Origin of the sequence: Marinoscillum luteum (assembly GCF_044005705.1) — a bacterium.
Lineage (GTDB): Bacteria > Bacteroidota > Bacteroidia > Cytophagales > Cyclobacteriaceae > Marinoscillum > Marinoscillum luteum.
Genome location: NZ_JBIPKE010000020.1, coordinates 648,394 through 669,473 on the forward strand (window position 1 = coordinate 648,394; position 21,080 = coordinate 669,473).

General features: G+C 45.4%; 10 protein-coding genes. 1 reads left to right on the plus strand and 9 read right to left on the minus strand.

Going from position 1 to position 21,080, the window contains the following annotated elements:
- The 9 genes from ACHKAR_RS20495 to ACHKAR_RS20535 form a co-directional block, all read right to left on the minus strand.
- Entirely contained in the window at positions 1 to 2,229 is a 2,229-nt protein-coding gene (locus ACHKAR_RS20495; RefSeq protein ID WP_395419274.1) for a glycoside hydrolase family 3 N-terminal domain-containing protein, read from the minus strand.
- Complete coding sequence (locus tag ACHKAR_RS20500) at positions 2,226 to 4,229, minus strand: FAD-dependent oxidoreductase (protein WP_395419276.1); 2,004 nt, start codon at positions 4,227 to 4,229, stop codon at positions 2,226 to 2,228. The genes ACHKAR_RS20495 and ACHKAR_RS20500 overlap by 4 nt, the downstream gene beginning before the upstream one ends.
- Positions 4,226 to 6,481, minus strand: a complete 2,256-nt coding sequence (locus ACHKAR_RS20505) for a glycoside hydrolase family 3 N-terminal domain-containing protein (protein WP_395419278.1) — start codon at positions 6,479 to 6,481, stop codon at positions 4,226 to 4,228. The genes ACHKAR_RS20500 and ACHKAR_RS20505 overlap by 4 nt, the downstream gene beginning before the upstream one ends.
- 93 nt (positions 6,482 to 6,574) lie before the next feature.
- A complete protein-coding gene (locus tag ACHKAR_RS20510; RefSeq protein WP_395419279.1) occupies positions 6,575 to 7,894 on the minus strand; it encodes a glycoside hydrolase family 2 TIM barrel-domain containing protein in 1,320 nt (439 codons plus the stop codon).
- Positions 7,895 to 7,958: 64 nt separating this feature from the next.
- Entirely contained in the window at positions 7,959 to 9,302 is a 1,344-nt protein-coding gene (locus tag ACHKAR_RS20515; RefSeq protein WP_395419281.1) for a glycoside hydrolase family 2 TIM barrel-domain containing protein, read from the minus strand.
- Positions 9,302 to 10,954, minus strand: coding sequence for an FAD-dependent oxidoreductase (locus tag ACHKAR_RS20520; protein ID WP_395419283.1), 1,653 nt, complete (start codon positions 10,952 to 10,954; stop codon positions 9,302 to 9,304). The genes ACHKAR_RS20515 and ACHKAR_RS20520 overlap by 1 nt, the downstream gene beginning before the upstream one ends.
- Positions 10,955 to 11,022: 68 nt before the next feature.
- A complete protein-coding gene (locus tag ACHKAR_RS20525) occupies positions 11,023 to 12,240 on the minus strand; it encodes a hypothetical protein (RefSeq protein ID WP_395419285.1) in 1,218 nt (405 codons plus the stop codon).
- 19 nt (positions 12,241 to 12,259) lie between these two features.
- Complete coding sequence (locus ACHKAR_RS20530; RefSeq protein ID WP_395419287.1) at positions 12,260 to 13,720, minus strand: RagB/SusD family nutrient uptake outer membrane protein; 1,461 nt, start codon at positions 13,718 to 13,720, stop codon at positions 12,260 to 12,262.
- Between the two features lie 13 nt (positions 13,721 to 13,733).
- Positions 13,734 to 16,739: a SusC/RagA family TonB-linked outer membrane protein gene (locus tag ACHKAR_RS20535; RefSeq protein WP_395419289.1), complete on the minus strand. Its 3,006-nt coding sequence runs from the start codon at positions 16,737 to 16,739 to the stop codon at positions 13,734 to 13,736.
- 196 nt (positions 16,740 to 16,935) lie between these two features.
- On the opposite strand from ACHKAR_RS20535, the gene ACHKAR_RS20540 reads away from it, so the two are divergent.
- Complete coding sequence (locus tag ACHKAR_RS20540) at positions 16,936 to 20,859, plus strand: hybrid sensor histidine kinase/response regulator transcription factor (RefSeq protein ID WP_395419290.1); 3,924 nt, start codon at positions 16,936 to 16,938, stop codon at positions 20,857 to 20,859.
- The last annotated feature ends 221 nt before the right edge of the window (positions 20,860 to 21,080 follow it).

Below are 21,080 nucleotides of genomic sequence, written 5' to 3' on the forward strand. Positions count from 1 at the left end.
TCAATTTGTCAGTTCAAAATCCTTCTCCAAATACTCCGCACTATTGGCACCTATCATTACCGCAAACTGGCCGGGCTCCACAATGTAATCACGACTGACTGGAGACCAATATTTCAACATGTCTGGTGTAACCGAAAAAGTAACCTTCTCTGATGCTCCAGCCTCAAGTCCTATCTTTCTAAATCCTTTCAATTCTTTGACTGGTCGGACCACCTCGCCAACATAGTCCCGCAAATAGAGCTGCACAACTTCTTCTCCAAAGACCTCCCCTATGTTCGTTACCCGAACAGAAACCTCCATTTGCTCATTCAACTTCATACTATCCCGGCTGATTATTAAATCAGAAAACTCAAAACCAGAATAGCTCAGACCAAAACCAAATGGATAAAGCGGGCCATTAGGAATATCAATGTATTTAGAAGAATACTGCGAAGATGCGGCCGGTCTACCGGTGCTGTAGTGGTTATAGTACAATGGCACCTGACCCACATCCCGAGGAAAAGTCATCGTGAGTTTACCTGACGGATTATAATGACCAGCCAAAACTTCTGCTATGGCATTGCCTCCCTCGGTTCCCGGAAACCAGACCTCAAGAATGGCATTCATATTTTCCTGATACCAGGGAATAGTCAGCGGACGTCCATTAAATAACACCAAAACTGTTGGGTTGCCCGATTCAAGAGCTAGTTCTGCGATACGTTGTTGATTGCCAGGAATGCCCAGCGTGGCTCGGCTAGCAGCCTCGGCCGACATTTCCTTTGGCTCGCCCATAGCCAACAGAATCAAATCGGCGTCTCTGGTCAGGTCTTTAATCTTCCTTTCTGGCAGGGGCGAGTTTTCCCAAAAATCGCCCACATTCAACCAGTTAATCTCAGCTTCCGGAAACTGCTTTTTCATTCCGGCCAGCAGGGTAATAGCTTCGCTGGTATCTCCCTTGGCCGACCATCTTCCCAATATGTCTTGGGAGTTGGAAAAAGGGCCAAGTATAGCAATCCGTTTCACTTTAGAAGAAATGGGCAACACCCCATCATTCTTCAACAATACCATGGATTTCATGGCTGTTTCTTTAGCGATTTCGCGATGTGGTACTGACAAGGTGATGCTATCGATATACTTTTCAGTAGCAAAGCGATAGGGATTAGCAAACAGGCCCAGTTCATACTTTTTAATCACTATTCGCCTTACCGCTTCATCGATGACTGACTCATCCAGGAGCCCATCTTCAACAAGCCGCTTTATATTTTCATGGTAATTACGCGATTGCATTTCAATATCTACCGTCCCGTCCAGCGCCTGCGAAGTAGCTTGAGCTGCATCTCTGGCATAACCGTGTTTGATCAATTCCCCTACACTTCCAAAATCGGAAATCACAATCCCCTCAAATCCCAACTCCGAACGAAGTACATCTCGCAATAAGGGCGCATGAGCAACCGTAGGAACACTACCAACCACATTAAAGGAGGTCATCACGGAGCTCACACCGGCTTTTATGGCATGTTGAAAGGGAGGTAAATGGATGTTGCGCAAAGTCTCCTCACCAATATCCACGGTGTTGTAGTCACGACCACCTTCTACGGCACCATAGCCGATAAAATGCTTCACGCAAGCCATAATCGTATTTGCATGGCTTATCCCATCTCCCTGAAATCCATCAACGGAGGCTTCAGTAAATAACGATGAAAGAAACGGGTCTTCGCCATTTCCTTCCATCACCCGTCCCCAACGTGGGTCGCGCGACACATCGGCCATTGGCCCATGATTGTAACTAATCCCTGCTGCTGACGCTTCTATGGCTGCAATGCGGTGTGCTCTTTTGACCAATGCCGTGTCCCAGGAACAGGACATGGCCAATGGCATAGGGAAGATGGTTTTGAAGCCGTGGATTACATCATAATTAAAAAAGAGTGGAATCCCGAGACGGCTTTCTTCTACCGCAAAGCGCTGCATCTCCTCCACATCATGTACATCCCCGGGCACGAGTATTGAGCCTACTCCACCAGCCTTGACCAACTCAATAAGATCACGTGCCTTTTCGCCATCTCCCACCCTGGCATGCCCTCTGCCCAAACACTGATACATCTGACCGATTTTTTCCTCCAATGTCATGAGGGCAAGAAGCGAATCTGCTTTAGCTACAACGCCTCCTTGCGAGGTACCGTCTTCAGTAGGTTGACTGCACCTGCTAAGGAAAAAAACGACGAATCCAATAAACCAAAGATGTTTTATCATTTGGCTAAGGTTTCTGGAACTAACAATACCGCATCTGCTCTTACAAGTCCTTCCTTATTTCCATAAATGGTCACAGAATTGGTTTGATCAGCATTCAGTTGGTACTTCCCAACAGCCACCCATTCACCAGAAGTCTGACCAATTATTTCTATTTCCTCGGCTACTATGTCCACGCTGGCGGAAAGATCACCACTCGTTATTCCTATTTTGGTGACAGGTGCCACGCCTTCTATTTTACTAAAATAGACATAGACTTCATATTGACCTGACGTAGCAATAGAGGGCTTAAAACTGGCCATACCTTCACCCATAATTTGTAAAGCATCTGCTCCATAGCAATGGCTGTTTACGGCTTCCCAATTACCTGTAGCACTCACAGATTGATCGGTATTGTCCACGAGAATTTCCGCAACCTCTCCATTGGATAATGGGTCCGACGCAATCTCCTGCTGTATCGCCCGATAATCAACCTCCTGAACTCCTGTCTCGTTGGATATGGCTAAATCTGCGGCCAAAGCTGCTACTTGTCCCAAAGCCATAAAAACGGGTTCCATTCTGATAGATCCATAAGCGATGTGACTTGCAGACATAGCCACTGGCACCAACAAATTCTGACATTCTGCCCTTTGTGGAATAATAGCACCATAACTAATTGGATATGGCCCAAAACCGCCGACCTCCACATTTCCTTCATTTTTCACCATGGCCACCCCATCCTTTTTTACCACCACACGCTGACAGTTATGCGAATCCATGGTGTAAGCTGCCATAGCTATAGGGTCTGAAACAACTTCCTTTGCCTGACAGTGATGCTGTGTCATGACCGTCTGGCCAACCATCCTTCGAACTTCCCTTACATACAGCTGGGGTGACCAATGATTGTTATCAGTATATTCATCCTTGGGATATCCCCACTCCTGCATCTCCTTTCTAAGCTGCTCAGGTACGCGTGGATCTGCCTTGTAGAAGTAAAGCAATCCTTTGGTATAACTTTCGTGCATTGCCACTATGGCTTCACGCTCCTCGTAAGAGGCCTCAGGATAGTCATAGTTCATGCCTATCATGTCTGTAGAAAAACCTCCACGATTGTTGATGTCTGTTTTGCCTCCAGGCATCTTACTCCAGATAAAATAATCGTTGAGCGACCGCTTGTCTGGCTGTGCCTCAAACAACCTGAGCAACAGCTCATACCTGGAGGAATCATAGTCTGCCGGACGTGTGATCTCCACCTTATTGTCTGCTTCATTGGTCAAACAGATTCGGAAATTATAAGCTTGCAGTTTTTGATCACCTGTGCCATCTTCTGCAACAAGCTCGGGGCTGATTCCCCAGAGCAAACCACTTGATGAGTCGCCTTTGACCTTGTACGGATCTATAAAGTCAGGAAACTGGTGACGCTTTCTCAGCTGTACTCCATTATAGGTTTCACCGTATTGTTCGTTGCTTTCTCTCCCCACTGTATATGACACTCCAGCTTTGGCCATCAGGTCCCCTTCATAAGAAGCATCAATAAAGACCCGCGCTGATAACGCTTTAAGCTCCTGCGCATTCACATTATTCTCCAGGATAATCTCTTTGATTTCCGCTCCCTCCATATTCACCGAGGAAAGTCTATGCCCTGCTAGAATAGGGATTTGAGCTTCCTTTATGTAGTCCTGAAACACCTCACCAGCAACATGTGGCTCAAATATCCAGCGTTCAAACGTGCCGTATTTCGCACCTATTCTTCTATAAAAATCTTTAGCCAGTCCTGTAATGGCATATTTATTTCCAATATCGGTATATCCAAGACCTCCGGTTGTCAAGCCACCAAGATGGTTATCTGGAGAAACCAGTAACACTTCGAGCCCCTTCATCTTAGCGGTGTACGCAGCTATGATACCAGATGAAGTACTCCCGTAAACAATCAAATCATAAGTACCTATTCCTTCATTGGAGGTATTGCATCCATTAATGATTGACCCAAAAAGGATGAGAAATGCGAATATTTTAATTTTCATTGGATGATAAGTTTAGCTGATTTCAAATCTTCATTGGCAGAAGAACTTCCGGTGGACACCAAAAACTCTCCAGCTTCTATCATTCTTTTCATGTCCAGGTTATAAAAAGCGAAAGCCTCTTCGTCCAACTCAAAGGTCACTTTCCTGGTCTCTCCGGGAGCCAGACTGATTCGTTCGAATGCCTTGAGTTCTTTCATAGGTCGGGTAACCGAGCTATAGAGATCACTTATATACACCTGCACCACTTCCTCTCCCTCCAAACTACTTGTATTGGTCACTTCAACGCTGACCTTCACCACATCACCAGCCGCTATTTCGGCTTTTGACAGCACTGGATCACCATACGTAAACTTGCTGTAACTCAGACCATAACCAAAAGGGTATAGGGCTCCAGTTTTGGACCACTTGTATTTTTTGACATAATGTGCACGCTTGTGATTGTAATAAGAGGGTACCTGCCCCACATTGCGCGGAATGGTGATGGGAAGTTTCCCTGAGGGATTTACCTGTCCGAAAATAACCTCAGCAATGGCCTGCCCACCGGCACTTCCCGGCTCCCAGGCCTCTATTACGGCTGGTACGTTTTCCGCAATCCACTCCACACCGAGCGGTCGCCCGTTTACCAAAACAACCACCAGAGGCTTGCCTGTCTTATGTAGTGCTTCTACCAGCTGCTGCTGCTTGCCGACCAAATCCAGGTTGTCCCGGGCAACATTCTCACCATTGGTCTTAAGCTTACTTTCATACCTCAGAGAATTGCTGCCTACCACCACCACGATCACGTCATGGTTTTTGCTCCTGCTTACAGCCTCTGCGATGTGCTGGTCGGTGATCTCAATCACCTGCTTACCCATGTTGTAGTAGTTCAGGTCTATACCTTGTGGTTTGACCAATTCAAAGCCCTCATGCACTGTGGTGATGTTGTCTTCTGGTTGCTCAAAGCTCCAGTCTCCCATCAAGGTGTGGTTGCCGGCATTGGGGCCAGTGATGAAGATGCTCTTCACTTTATCTGTAGATAAAGGCAAAACATTCTCATTTTTCAACAGGACAATAGATTTGCGAGCCGCCTCCAGCGCCATAGAGGTGTGCGCCGAGGTGTGAATGGATTCACTAATCTTGTCTTCATTGACAAAAGGGTCTTCAAAAAGGCCCAACCTGAATTTTGCCTCGAGAATTTTGCGTACCGACTGATCGATACGTTCTTCCTTTAGTCGGCCCTCGTTGACCAGTTCCATTACCGGCTCCAGAAAATCGGGGCCATGCATGTGCATGTCCATGCCCGCATCCACGGTAAGGTAGCAGGCCTCTTTCTGAGAATCCACCACGCGATGTACTGTTTTGAGTCGCTCTATGTCCATCCAGTCACTCACCACGAATCCATCAAATCCCATTTCACCTCGGAGAATATCAGTCAGCAAGTACTTGCTGCCATGGCAAGGGTCGCCATTGATGTCGTTGTGTGCGGCCATGGCTGTGAAAGCACCCGCATCGATGGTTTTTTGATAAGGGGGGAAGTAAATCTCACGAAGGGTCCGCTCACTCACATCCATTGGTGAAGCATTCAAGCCATTCACAGGTTCGCTTCCCGCCACAAAATGCTTGATACAGGCCAGCACATTGTCCGGTGAACTGAAATCTTCTCCCTGAAGCCCCTCCACCATGGCAACACCCATAGCACCCACCAGATAAGGATCTTCTCCAAAAGTTTCGCCCACTCTACCCCACCTGGGATCACGAGCCACATCCACATTGGGAGAAAAAGCCCAATGTGATCCCGTGGCACGCATTTCTTTAGCAGTCTGCTGCGCCACTCTCTTGATGAGATCAGTATCCCAGGTGGATGCCAAACTTAGTGGTGTGGGGTAAACAGTTGCTCCTTCATATAGTGCGTTTCCATGTATAGCATCTATGCCGATAAGCAATGGGATCTTCAGCCGGGTTTGCTGGGCAGCTTTTTGTAACTCGTTGGCTTCTTTGGCTGACAGTACATGTAAGAACGAACCAATTTTGCCCGCCTTAATCAAGTCATAGAGATCCTTGCCACTCAAACCGGGATAAAATGCGTTGGCGTCATCGGCCATTAGGTCGATCGGAGTGTTGAGAGCAGCAGACTTCTTTAGATGAAACAAACCAACATACTGACTCATTTGACCCACCTTTTCCTCCAAAGTCATTTTGGACAACAGGTCTTCTACCCGGTGTGCCACTGAAGCATCTGGATCTAAATAGTCCTTCTTTTGGTGTCCTTCCACGTGCTGGCAACTATTCAATGAATAAATTGCGACTAACGAAATTAAGAGACAACTCACTAATCCTTTATTATAATATAGTCTCATCTTATAAGCTTATTTTTCTACTTTGAATGGAATCGAAGCAAACGCTACATTTTCATGGCTGTCATGCACGAATGCATACAATCTGTACTCACCTTCACCGGGCATGCTAAACTTCACTGATTTCTGATCGTTGGATGTAAATAGCCCCTCTAAACCAGGCAAAGAGCCTTCGAAACGCTGATCTTTGGAAATCACCAGCCCTTCCCGCACTATCTGCCATTCGTAGGTCAACTGATCAGCCTCCAAATCAACTGCTTTGATACTGGCGTAATTTTCATCTCCCACTTTGAGCACAAGGTCATCGAATGCGGTTTTCCCGTTTAGCGTCAGGCTTTCAGATGATTCAATGCGGGGTGCCCGGTTGGCCGGATATCCTCCTTTCCATGAGTAGTACATTGATTGTGCAGCCGCCAGTGGTTTCTTCTTGGTGGTGAACAAACCATACCAGGTAGCTACCGCTCCATGGGTCTGATACCCCCACAGGAAGGTATAAGAGCCGATACACCCTTTGTTGATATTTGCGGCGATGTGCTGTGAATAAACATCCGTATAGACCTGAGCTTTCTCTGTGCTGGTCAGCTCATAAATGCCGCCCCAGGGTGTCATGGGTACGTTACCCCAGGTACCGTTTGGGCCCCATTCGGTAATCATATAGGGCTTGGTCCAACCTGCTCCGGCTATTTTGCCCTGAGCCAAACCAATGGCATTGTAGGTATTCACACTCAAGATATCCAAAGAGGGTGCGCGCAGCGCGATTTCTTCAATGTCAGTAGGATCAGCCCCAGCAAGCACCGTGGTAGTCAGGTGGTTGGTATCGAGCTCATGAATCATGTCCGAAACCTCACCGATAAAATCCCACACCTTATAGTTTGTGTATCTGGAATCTACTTCATTCCCTATCCCCCAGATCATTACCGCCGGATGATCTTTGAATTGTAACACTTCTTGCCTGATGCGCTCCTTTTGCTTGGCTACCTCTTCCTCATTGTCATAGTCAAAGCCGTCGGTTTCCCTGTTGACCCATATGCCGAGACAAACAGTGAGCTTGTACTCCAGCGCACTATCAAGTACGATCTGGGTGTCTTCGTTGACCCCATAGGTACGGATAGAATTGCCACCATATGCTGGTACCAAATCCAGGAAGTTGTTATAGGCAACCCCTTTGATAAAATAGGGTTGACCGTTTCGGTAGAGCCGGGGTATCTCACCTTCGTAGATGATTTCGGCCTTTACAGGACCATCTGTGGGATAATCTTCTGAAACCTGATTCTGACCCTCATCTTCCTTGTCGATGGATTCTTCCTGACAGGCATAGAATATTGGTGACATGGCGATTGAAAAAACAATCCATAAAAGTGATCTTGACGTTTGATTCATACCTGTTTCTTAAGTTTTACTCTACAATAAATGGAATCACAGCATTGGCTACCTTGCCGAAATTGTCCTTCACAAAAACATACAATCGGTACTGGCCGGTATTAATGGCTTTAATTTCAGCATTGCTGCCATTATCGGCAACCACCCAGCCAGCAAGACCCGGAGGACGATTGCCCTGTGGTGCTCCCTCCTGTACGACTACCCACTGATAGGTAAGAGGATCTGTATCTTCGGCATTGACCACTGTCTGATAAGTTTTGTTTAGTTCGAGCGTGATCCCATCGAACGCCTGTTTCCCATTCAGCAGAAATTCAGTGCGATCGGAAATAACGGGAGCCCTATGGTTCGGATAGACGCCCGTCCATCCATATTGCAGGACATCTACTGCACCGTATGTATAACCCTCCTCATTAAAAAAAGCATGCCAATTGCGTCTACTGCCTGATTGATGAGAGGCCTGATCACCCCATAAAAAAGCAAATGACCCCATGCAGCCATAAGCAATGTTAGGCAGCACATCATTACTGTAAATCTCGTCAATGAACTGAGCCTTTTCGGTAGATGTGGGCTCGACTAATGCACCCCAGGACAGAGCCGGAGATTCAGGGAATCCTTGAGGAAGAGCCCTATTTCCAAATTCACTCAGTATGAAGCCAATATCCCATCCAGCCTCTTCGAGGTGCGGTACTACCAAACGAGATTGTGGATACTTGGCATTACTGGAAAAGAAATCAAGATCCGGTGCCCATTTTTGCATATCAAGCAGCTTTTCTACACTGGAATTGATAATGGCTATAGTGGTGGGGTGATCCGGGTCTTCACGATGTATCATTTCGCTCACTTGATTTACAGCCTCCCACATCGCCTGTTTGTTTACATTGCTATCGTAATGTCCGTCCAGCTCATTTCCAAGAACCCAAAAAAGCAATGCCGGATGATCCTTATATTCACGTACTTGCCGGGTAAGGATATCCAACTGCTCCTGAACCTGAACAGAATCAGTATAATCAAAACCATACTCGGGCTGCTGAAGCCATAACCCAAACGCTACGGACAGACCAGACTCATGTGCACTATCCATGATGGTCATGGTGGAGTCGTTGATCCCATAGGTTCTGATTGTGTTGCCACCCAATTCCGCTATCCGATCGTAATACTGACCTCCTGCCACTCCTTTGATAAAAAAAGGCGTACCATCCTTATACATCTTCCACGTGCCACTTGCCTTGCTCACCTGAACTTTGGCTGGCCCGAGTTGTAGATCATCAACCTGGCCAGGCTTGTTTACCACCTCTTGCTCACAGGCCATGATCAGAAGGAACCCGATCAATAAACTTGTTGCTTTTAGTGGCTTATACATCAATCTCTTCTTAAGATTTGACCATCTTGAATCAACCTCTCTTCCAGCTGCTCATAAGGAACGTCCTGTACACTTTGTCCATTCTCTATACTCAGCACAGCTGCTGTAGCCGCCGACTGCCCCAATACCATGTAGACCGGCTCCATGCGAATAGATCCAAAAGCCACATGAGAAGCTGACAAACAAACGGGTACCAACAGGTTGTCACATTCTTTTTTCTTAGGACGGATCGACTGGTAGCTAATGGGGTAATTTGGCGTACCCATCCAATAGGTTCCTTCTCTTCTCAGCTGACCTTTTTCATCTACTACTGTAGATACATAGTGGCAGTCGAGCCAATACGTGGCCAGCCCTACTGACTCAGGAGCAATTTCATTTCCGGTGCAATTGTGCTCTGTCATCACATAGTCGCTCATCATTCTGCGGGCTTCCCGTACATAGAGCTGATGAGGGAAATTGCCATTGTCAATGAACTCATCTTTAGCCAGTCCCCAGTTTTGCATTTCCTCACGGATGTTCTCCGGTACTCTGGGGTCATTGCCCAAAAACCAAAGCTTGCCTAGTGCATAATCTTTATGCATTTGAGCAATTTTTTCTCGTGTTTCATAGTCACCCTCTGTATAGTCATAATTGGCGCCTACAAAATCCAAATGATTGGTATCCGTCTTTCTGTTAGGCATTGGAGTAAGGGTAATGAGCTTTTTCCTCAATGGGATGTTGGGATCCAGTTCGAGTTGTCTGGCCTGCACTTCATACCAAAGCGGATTATAATTTTCCGGCTTTTCTATGGGCAACATATTGTTTGGATCGTCAGTAAGGGTAAGACGATAGCAATAAGACTGCATGCGCTTATCAGCACTTCCGGGTTTGATGTCCGGATTGTTCTCAATAAAAGGCAGCAGACCAGAAGATGGGTCTCCTTCTCTCAAATAAGGATCCACAGAAATCTCCCCACTTTCACTCTGCACTCCAATGATGTCATTCATTCGGAACCCATTATAAGTTTCATTAAAATCCTTATTCGAATCTCTTCCATAGGCATATGATACTCCGGCCCTGGCCATCAGGTCTCCCTCATAAGTAGCATCGATAAAGACCTGAGCAGTGTATTCTTCTCCACTCTCCATCTTGATGCGCTCTATGGACTTGCCATTCTTAAACACTCCATTATCCAGATCAAGTCGCTGATTGAAAACTACCTTTACACCTGCTTCCAGTAGCATAGTGCGCATGATATCTTCCGCCACATGAGACTCGTACACCCATTGCATGGACAGTGAATCACGTTTGCCCTGGAATACCCGCTTCACGATGGATTCGAAATACTCCTCTCTATCCTGATTTTTCCAGGCAGCCGGATGAAGATAATACTGATAGATACGCTGATAAAACTCTCTGGAGAGGCCCCCAATAGAAAGGTGGGAGTTGATATCTGTGGCAGTGAGCCCTGATGTGGTGGTACCTCCCACATGATTGGTATTGGAAATGAGTACAACATTTTTGCCCATTCTACCTGCCTGCACGGCGGCCGTTACCCCAGCAGAGGTCTCTCCATATACACAGATGTCATACTGGGCATAAGTACTCAGACTTAAAAAAATCAGGGCTACAAAAATGCTGTTTCTAAATCGGGATGTCTTCAATCGAAACATAACTTGGTTTTCTAATTTCATATAATACTTTGGTAAAAGGGGAGCCAATTGGCTCCCCTCCATTTCTCTTATTGTTGCACTTTATAGTCGAAGGTGATCGAACCTGATGAGCTGGCTACCAGGGTTTTTACCAAAATGAGCACATACTCTTCATTGGTAGTTTTAATGGCGAGAATCTCCCCTTCCTCTGTTTTAGTAATGTTCTCCGCAGAAGGCTCACTGGCCTCAAAGGCTTCCAGAATCAGCTTATCATTCTCTATGGCATAGAAGTCTTCGGATGTCATGAACTCCGCTGACACCCTCCTGATTTCAAGACTGTTTCTTACCGTCCAGTTACCCAACCAGTCGTCACCCCAATTGGTGCTGTTGTAGATAAATTGAGCCGCATTACTGTAAGTAGGAGCGAATAGATTGATACCACTAGAACCACTTCTAAACGTACCCATATCCACATTGGCACTATTGGCCTTTGCCTCCGGAACTGTATAAACTACATTTTCCGATAGGTCTATGAATGGTCCCACTTCAGAATTACCCTGCATTCCCAGTACCACATCCAGGTGTGTGTCTATTGCCAATGGCACACGCTCACCTATCACAAACAAGGTATAGCTTACCTCATCAGACTTAAGCTCGTCATCGGTGGCGCGGAACGTAAAGGTGACGTCCTTACCTCCATCCTCGGACACGAGTACATATTGAAAATGGTATGTATGAGCAAATGGATTTTCGAAAGAGGATACGGTAAGTCCTTCGATCGCATTATCATATAGCAGAGTCTCTATCTTATCCAGCTCATCTTCAGATTTGATTTGAACCTCAAAGTCCAACGTATCGCCCACCTCAAGTGTATCCGGTAAAACTTCTGGAAGTGTAAACTCCATATTTACCGGCTCCAGAACAACCTGCACCGAATAGCTCACGTCATAGGTAAATCCTCTCTTATCATGCGCTACCACCACAAACTCCTGTGTGCTTCCCAGTTCGGCATTAGTCGGCATATAGCTAAACTGATACTGATAATGCTTTGGATCATCAAATGATGTGATTTCAGATCCATCTAAAGTTTGAAAGTCGACTTTAAGCTCCACCTTTTCCAAGCCCGCATCTGCATATACTTCGATAGGGAAGCTTATCACCTTATTAGGGAAGGCCGTCTCAGGGGCTGTAGTGGGTACCTGAACATAAAATTCGGGGTTGCCAATTTCGTCAATTGCCTCTGATTCGCATGCCGCAAGCACACAAAGTGCAAGAACCCATGCTATGATGTATTGAATATTTTTCATGGTTTTCATCTTTTGGGTATCAGTAATCATCATTTTGATCCAGGAGATCGTTCACAAGTCGTTCCTGCTCCGGTATCGGAAACAGTAAGTGTTTGTCCAACACTAAAATGGATGGATCTTGTGCGGTTACAGCTTCTTTTAGTTTCCCCCATCTTAGTAGGTCAAACCTCCGCTGCCCCTCAAAAGCAAACTCACGCCTTCTCTCTACCATGAGGCTATCCAAAAACTGCTCCTTGGACAGACCAGCAGTGAGATCGGCAGGTGACGGCACCTCCAATGGATAACCGAAACCTCTTCTTCGGATCTGATTGAATGCATCGTAAGCCAATGCCGTAGGTCCATTCAGTTCGTTTTCTGCTTCTGCGTACATCAGCAGCACATCAGCATAGCGCAGGATATAGTAGTTATTGCCTCCATCTGAAACATTGGTCGCCTGCGGGTCTTGATATTTGTTTACATAGTATGGAAACTGAATCGAAGAAGGAGCGCCGGGCTCGTATAATACGTTCACACCTCTGCGATTGTCACCAGGCGAATAAATATTGTAGTGATTCTCGGTAACTGGATTATCGCCATATCCTGAAAAACCGCCCTCTTCTGGAGCCCTTACCGAAGCAGGTGGTTTGAAAAATCCCTGATAAGAAGAGCTAACTGAAGCATCCGTGCCTCCGGTACCTACAAACTGAATTTCGAAAATCGACTCTCCAATATTCTCATTGGCGATATCAAAAACCTGCTTATAAGTAGGCCACAGTGTATACTGTCCCATTTCCATCACTGCTTGAGCTGACTCTTTGGCTTTATCATATTCCTTGTTGGTCAGGTAAACTTTGGCCAGCAGTGCCGTAGCCGCACCTTTGGTGGGTCTGCCATAATCATCAGGGCTATACTGGGTGGGCAAACTGCTTTCACTAGCCATCAGATCACTAATGATGAGCTGATAAACAGAGTCGGTAGAAGTGCGCCGTACCTGAAGGCCTTCCAGGGTGGTAGTGGGTTTGGTAACCAGAGGTACCTTGCCAAACAAACGAACCATATTGAAATACATCATGGCTCTCAAGAAATGAGCTTCACCCAAAAACCTGGACTTAACCTCCTCATCTATAGACATATCGGCCACCCGATCCAATACAATATTGGTCCTGTTGATGTTCTTATAATGGTTTTCCCAAAATCGGTATATGAGATCTGACGATGCATCAAATTGGAATTTATCCATCTGCAGTTTGTTGATGTTACTTGTATTGCGGCCGTAGCCCCATTCCGCATCATCAGTCCCCTGTGACTGCACCACTTCCATAAATTGGTTGTATACATCATGCGTCTGCATGGACGCATACATGGCATTCACCGCGGCCTCCGCGTCCTGTTCGGTTTCAAAGAGATTTTCCGCTGTGTTGATACCGTCTGGCTTTATGTCCAGGTCAGAGCATGCGCTCAAAACCATTGCTGTAAGAATCGTATAGAATATTTTTTTCATCGTTTTACTCTATTTAGAATGATAGATTGAAACCTGCTGTAAACACCTTGGTATTAGGATATGCTCCCGAATCAAAGCCCTGACTAATATTGTCAGAACCGTACCTGCTCACCTCTGGATCAAGGCCAGTATAGTCGGTGAATGTGAAGAGGTTTTGGGCGTTGACATATACTCTCATGACACTCACACCCAGCTTGTCCAGCGCACCTGAAGGTATGGTGTAAGCCAGCTGTATATTTTTTACCCGGAGGTAAGATCCGTCTTCTACATACCTGTCGTAAGACACATCAGTTGGCTTGGTTGCCGTGGCTCTGGGCACATCGGTATCTGTATTTTCGGCAGTCCATCTATTCAGCACTGTAGTCCGCTGATTTTGGTTACCCGTCAGGTTCTCCAGTGTGCGAAGATTCAGGTTATACAGGTCGTTGCCGTATACATACTGCAGCAAGACCGACAAGTCAAACCCTTTATAAGAGAATGTGTTGTTAAACCCTCCGAAAAACTGCGGTTGAGCATTTCCTATAATTTGCCGGTCACTTTCATTGATGACTCCATTTTCATCAAAATCCACAAATCTCACATCACCAGGCTTTGCTGAAGGCTGAGCTGAAGCAGCTACCTCCTCAGTGCTTTGGAACAATCCATCAGAAACATAACCGTAGAATGTGCCCAAGCTCTGATTGATCCTCAGGACTGTCGGAGATGAGGCAGGTATGATCTCGTCTTCACCTCCGAGGCTTGTAATCTTATTTTCATTGAAGGTAATGTTGAATCCAGATGTCCACTTAAAGCCCCGATCCAGAATCACTCCATTAGCCGAGAACTCCACACCCTTGTTTTCCACAGCTCCAATATTCTTCATTCCTGAGCTGAAGCCTGAAGTGGTAGGAATAGTCACTCTAAGTAATAGGTCATTGGTCTTTTTGTAGTACGCGTCAGCAACAAACGTGAGTCTATTCTTAAAGAAGCCCATTTCCAGTCCTACATCTGCTTGAGAGGTTCGCTCCCATTTCAGGTTTCTGTTGCCCACTTGAGAGGGAGTGATCCCTGTCACTATCCGGTCTCCAAACACATACTTGGTACCATCCCAAAGGTCCAATGAAGGATAGTTTCCTATGCCATCCTGGTTTCCTGTAATACCATAGCTCGCACGAAATTTAAGATCGGTAAATACATTCAGATCCTGAATGAAACTTTCCTCAATGGCTCTCCATGCAATTGCCGCTGAGGGGAAGTAGCCAAATCTATTGTTGGCACCAAACCTCGACGACCCATCCGCTCTACCTGTAAGTGTTAGTAGATACCGATCCTTAAATCCATAGTTGATTCTGGCTATGTAAGAATGTATTACCCAATTTGCTACCAATGAGCTTGGCAGCTGCGCTGCATCCGGGTTACCCAGCCCCAGGTCGTATGTACCTGTCACATCATTGAGAAAACCTTGCGCTGAAGCTCCCAAAGATTCGTATCTGGACGACTGCTGAGTGAATCCTCCCAGTAGATCCAGGCTGTGCTCACCAAGTGTCTTCTTATAGTTAATGGTGTTCTCATTCAGCCATGTATAAGTCTGCGCTGTGAATACAGATGCATCACCACCTACCTGAGAACCTGAAAACACACTCTGAGGCATGTAGGTGTCGTTTTTATTGAAACTCGCATCCAGTCCCCAGGATGTGCGAGCTGTCAGGCCCTCGATGATCTCCCATGAAGCAAATGCATTTCCTATAGTTCTGAAGGTCTTATTTAAGTTTTGATACCCATCCAGCAATGCAATGGGGTTATTAAACCCAATTCCCTGATTGTTGTATTGGGTGTAGCTCCCATCAGGCTGCTTGATAGGCAGATTTGGAGCAGTCGTGAGCATGGAGAAGATAGAGCCACTGTTAGCCCGGTTGGTTTTTACATAGCTAGCTGTTAAGCTATTCCCTACTTTCAGGTTTTGCTTGACTTCCTTATCCAAATTGAGTCGGAATGAGTATCGCTCCAGATCGGAGGTTTTGATAACCCCTTCCTGATTGAAATAATCAAAAGAAATCAGATAATTGGTACCATTGTCACCTCCTGTAGCTGAGACATTATAGTTGGTCATTGGTGCCAGGTCTCTTAGCATGGCATCCTGCCAGTCTGTAGATACCGGATTCAGACTGGGGTCATATAAAAGGGGACCTCCATCTGCCAGGCTTGCCTCATTGGCCAGCGTCTCAAACTGCTTGGCATTGAGCAAATCGTATCGGTTGGTTTCCTTCTGAAATCCATGATAAGCATTGAAACTTATTCTTCCCTCACCACTTTTGCCACGCTTCGTCGTAATCAACACCACTCCATTACCTCCCCTGGATCCGTATATGGATGTGGCTGAGGCATCTTTGAGCACTTCTATTGATTGGATATCGTTGGGGTTGATGGTATTGAGTGGATTCAGTGAGTTGGCATCCCCCTGCCCAGAAGATATGGGCACTCCATCTACTACGTACAGGGGCTCATTGCTTCCATTTATAGAGTTCCCTCCTCTAATTCGCACAGAAGAGCCTGCTCCAGGCATACCCGAACTCTGTACGAAAAACACACCGGCTGACCTGCCTTGCAATGCCTGATCGACACTACGTAGTGGAAGGTTTTGTATCTCCTCTGTTCTGATTGAAGATATCGCTCCGGTTACATCTTTCTTATCCTGAGTACCATAGCCTACTACCACTACTTCCTCTAATTCAGACATATCTACTTGTAGGGTGACATTCACCTGAGAACGCCCGTTCAGGGAAACTTCTTGAGCGAGAAACCCTATGTAACTAAAAACCAGGACGGCCTCTTCTGATGCGACAGTCAAGGTATAGTTGCCATCTATATCGGTGATGGTACCATTCATAGTGTTCTTTTCCTGGATAGTCACTCCCACGAGTGATCCTTTGTCTTCAGCAGAAATGACCCTGCCTGAAATTCTGGCTTCCTGCGCCAGCACCTGCATGCTACCCAAACAGAGTAGCACCAGAGAAACCCAACATCGTTTTACTATTTTCATATACTTCATTTTAGGTTGATTGATAAAGGCATGCATGAGCACCTAATAGTCCTGTCACAAAGCAAGCAAGGAGTTATCAATTACCTCTTTAAAAAAGGAGCACATTTCTTTGAATAAGTGTCAATCTACATCATTAAAAGTGCTTCAATTTGCCAAATAATCAATTATATAAGCTATTTCGCTTATATTGACCGGTATGATTTCCAACAGTTCGACTTACAAATTCGGCTTAATCCTCTTCCTTATTTTATGCCTTAAAACTGTCTGGGCTCAAGCTGATTTTAATTCTGTCAATATCACCGACAGAGATGGGCTACCTCAGAACAAAATCAAAAGTATTGTAAAGGATTCGCTCGGTTATGTATGGATCGGCACACAAAATGGTATTGCTCAGTACAATGGATATAGATTCAAAACCTACGCTGCTCTAAATGGTATCGAGATCACCTCTATTTTTCTGTCAGATCAAAACGACATTTGGGTGGGGACACACCAGGGTTTATTCTTGTTGGACAGAACTCATGATGTTTTTGACAAAGTATCACTGGGTGATATCAGACATCTTACTGCATCGGGGGATGAGATATACTTTATCACGCCAGACAAAATGTACAATTTTCGGAATGGTAAAGTTTCTGCAATTGAGTTAGATGAAGAATCCTATCTACGGCAGGTCGTGCTTCAGAACAACAAGCTGTACCTCGGGCAAGGCAAGAACCACGGGCTCGTCATAGGAGAGATCATAAAAGGACGCCTTGTCATCAAACAACACCTCCTGGACTCCAAGGTAATTACTTGCCTAAAGACCATCAACGATCAGGTATGGGCTGGCACATCAGATGGTCAACTCTACCATCTGACAGCTGATACCGCTATGCCAGTAGTACTTCAAAATAACCACCCTGTTAAAGATATAGTGCTCCACAATAATCAGCTATGGGTGGGCACTGATGGAAATGGTGTGTTCATTATAGATGATAGGAAGCAAATATTGGCTCACCGCACCCACAATCAAGGTGAAAAAAACCTCATAGGCAGTAATAACATACAAAGCATATTGTCAATAGATAAGGGAAGCATCTGGATAGGAACATATGATGCCGGGGTTTATGCCCTATCCTCCAATCAGCTACAGTTTCAAAAGCTTCAGGATCTTTATTCAACGGATTTAGTAAATCTTTCAGAAAGTGCCACAGCCTTTTATCAGGATCACTCCGGTAATTTACTATTGGGAACTCCAGCTGGATTTGTGAAAATAGACCCATCCAGTGGCCAAAGTATGGAGATAGGGTTTGACCAATGTCAAAAACTAATGAGTGGCTCCAAGGTATTATCCATTCTGGAGACCCATGATGAACACCTCCTAATAGGTACCTACGACGGTGGAATGGGATATTTCACCAAAAACCTTGAGCACATTAAAACCTTCTACCCGTTCGGTATAGAAGGACAGGAACAAAACATTAGTTTTCTGTATAACCTACCAGACCATCGGGTACTGGTAAACTCCATGTATAAAGGAATGGTGGCAATGGATTTGCAGACAGGGTCCGCAACGCCCATCGCTCTCAAGGAAAGTGGAGAAAAAGTGTTCAAATTTCAATCCCAGGCACTTCGGAAGTTTAATGACGAACTCTACGCTTATGTATTTGGAAAGTCATTATACCGGATAAACACCGCCGAAGCAACACTCGAGCTTGTGCTGACTCCTCCTTTACCCATCAATGATTTTTACCTGAACAGCGATGGGACATTCTGGCTGGCCACACGCGGCGAGGGCTTAATACTCACTTCCTCCGACGGAGAAATAATAAGACAAATAGATATAGAAGGAGGACTTCCGTCCAACTTTCTACTAAGAGTAGAAAAAGAACATACAAATCATCTGTGGATCAGTAGCATCTCCGGGCTTTCCAAAATAGATACCAGCGGTGAGGTAACTACCTTTGACCATAGGCACGGACTCCCTTCCAGAGAGTTTACCCCATTTACTTCCACCGTACTACAGGACAACAACCTCCTCTTTGGTACAGTGAAGGGGTTCGTGCTAACCCTTACAAACACACACCCCCAGGGATCACCTCCACCAAAAACCATTATCTCAGATATTACCTTTCAAAATCAAAGCATTAAAACCCTGGGAGATGAACTACTGACAAGTCCTGTTGAATCATTGGTTAACCTGGAACTACCCTTTCACAGGAATTCATTTACGATTCACTTCTTTAATGATGACTATTCTTTTCCAAAGTTCAATAAGTTCAAATACAGAATGCTCGGGCTTGAGAAAGATTGGATTGACCTGGAAGAAAACACACAAACCACCTACACTAATCTATCCCCCGGCAGCTATCAGTTTCAGGTAAGCTCATCCAACAAATACGGCACGCAAAATGACCAGCCAACTACATTAAAGATATTCATCTCGCCTCCCTGGTACATGTCATGGTGGGCATATCTGGTTTACCTTTTTGTAGGGATTGGCCTGGGCTATATCATTTATAGAATTATGCTCTACCGTACACACATGCTAAAGGAACTGGAGTTTTCTGAATACAAGATTCAAACCATACGAGACCTCAATGAAAAGAAACTGCAGTTTTTCACCAACATCACCCATGACTTCAAAACGCCTCTTACCCTGATATCAGCCCCACTCGAAGAACTACTACAGGATCAAACGATTGGTGATCGGGGAAAAAACAACCTGGGGTTGATCAAGAGGAATTCAGATCGTTTGTATCACCTCATTATTGACCTCCTTGATTTCAGAAAGATCAACAACCCTGACACGCTTCAACTCGAGGTTTCAGAAACGGACATGGTGCGGTTCTTACAAGATTTGTATGCACCCTTCCACAGTGCATGTGTACAGCAGGGAATCCTATTGACACTCGACAACCAGTGCTTAACACCCGTTTTCATAGACACCGAAAAAGTCAAGCGCATCCTCTGGAATGTCCTGTCAAACGCCCTTAAATTCACCCCAAGAAACGGAAAGATCAATATTAACTGTAGCCTTGATGGAGACAAAATGCTACTTGGCATTACAGATACAGGTAAAGGCATGACCGAAGATGAAGTCAAATTATTATTTAATCGCTATTACCAGACAGGTCATGAAGTGGAAAACAAGGAATTTGGCACCGGGTTAGGCATGGCTATCGTCAAAGGCTTAATCAATAGCCATCGGGGAACGATCAATGTAGTCTCTCAACCAGGAACCGGCTCCGAATTCCACATTGAATTGCCATGGAAGAAAGAATCCTACTCCCCCACAGAACTAAACACCAAGCCTAAAGGAAATTACAGGTATCTGCCTCCAATATTAAATAGCCGTCAGCCGGTACAAACAAATGCGTCTGGTCGGTACAATTTACCCACTGTGCTGATCTGCGAGGACAATCCCGAGCTCAACGAATTTCTGGTGCAAATATTTGAGCAAGACTACAAGGTCATAAAGTGCTATGATGGAGAGGAAGGATTGAGTCTCGCGCTAAAAAAGACACCTGACCTCATCATTAGTGATGTAATGATGCCGAAAATGGATGGTTATGAGTTTTGTAAAAAAATTAAGTCGAACATAGACACCTCTCATACCCCAGTCATACTATTAACCGCTAACAGTTCATTGGACAAGCAAATAAAAGGCATGAGCTATGGGGCAGATATATACATCACCAAACCCTTCAAAACCGAATTTCTTCTGGCATCGGCGGTTTCCATTTTAGAGAATCGACAGAAACTTCGTGAGAAGTTTCGGGGTCTGCAAAAAATCAATGAACCAGAAGAAACCATCACCAGGTACGATCAGGAGTTCATGAACAAACTGAGAGATTTTATCACAGCGAACCTGACGAACCCTGATTTGTCAATCGAACTACTGGCCGAGGTGATGAATTGCAGCAAATCCAGCCTGATCAGAAAGGTGAAAGCACTCACCGGAATCACACCGATGACATTTCTGAGAACCTACAGACTCAATACTGCCTACGAACTCCTCACTAAAGAGCATCTTTCGGTCAGTGAAGTCTCCTACAAAACAGGATTTTCTGATCCTAACTACTTCGCCACAAGCTTCAAAAAACACTTCGGCAAGAATCCCTCTCAGGTCAGTTGAAAACTGAAAAGACTATCTGAAAAAAGGCACTCCTTTTTTGAAAAGAAGAGCCCCGTTCCTTCGATCATTTATTGAAGAAAATGGTGAACTCCTCTCAAATTTATCGGGAATGCTCTGCCACGAAAAAATAGCAAGTCGTATAGCCTCCGCTTAACTTTCCTGTGATTTTAGTTATATTCATCTGACAGATTTGGCATGGCCAATCCAGTGATGAGTTCAAA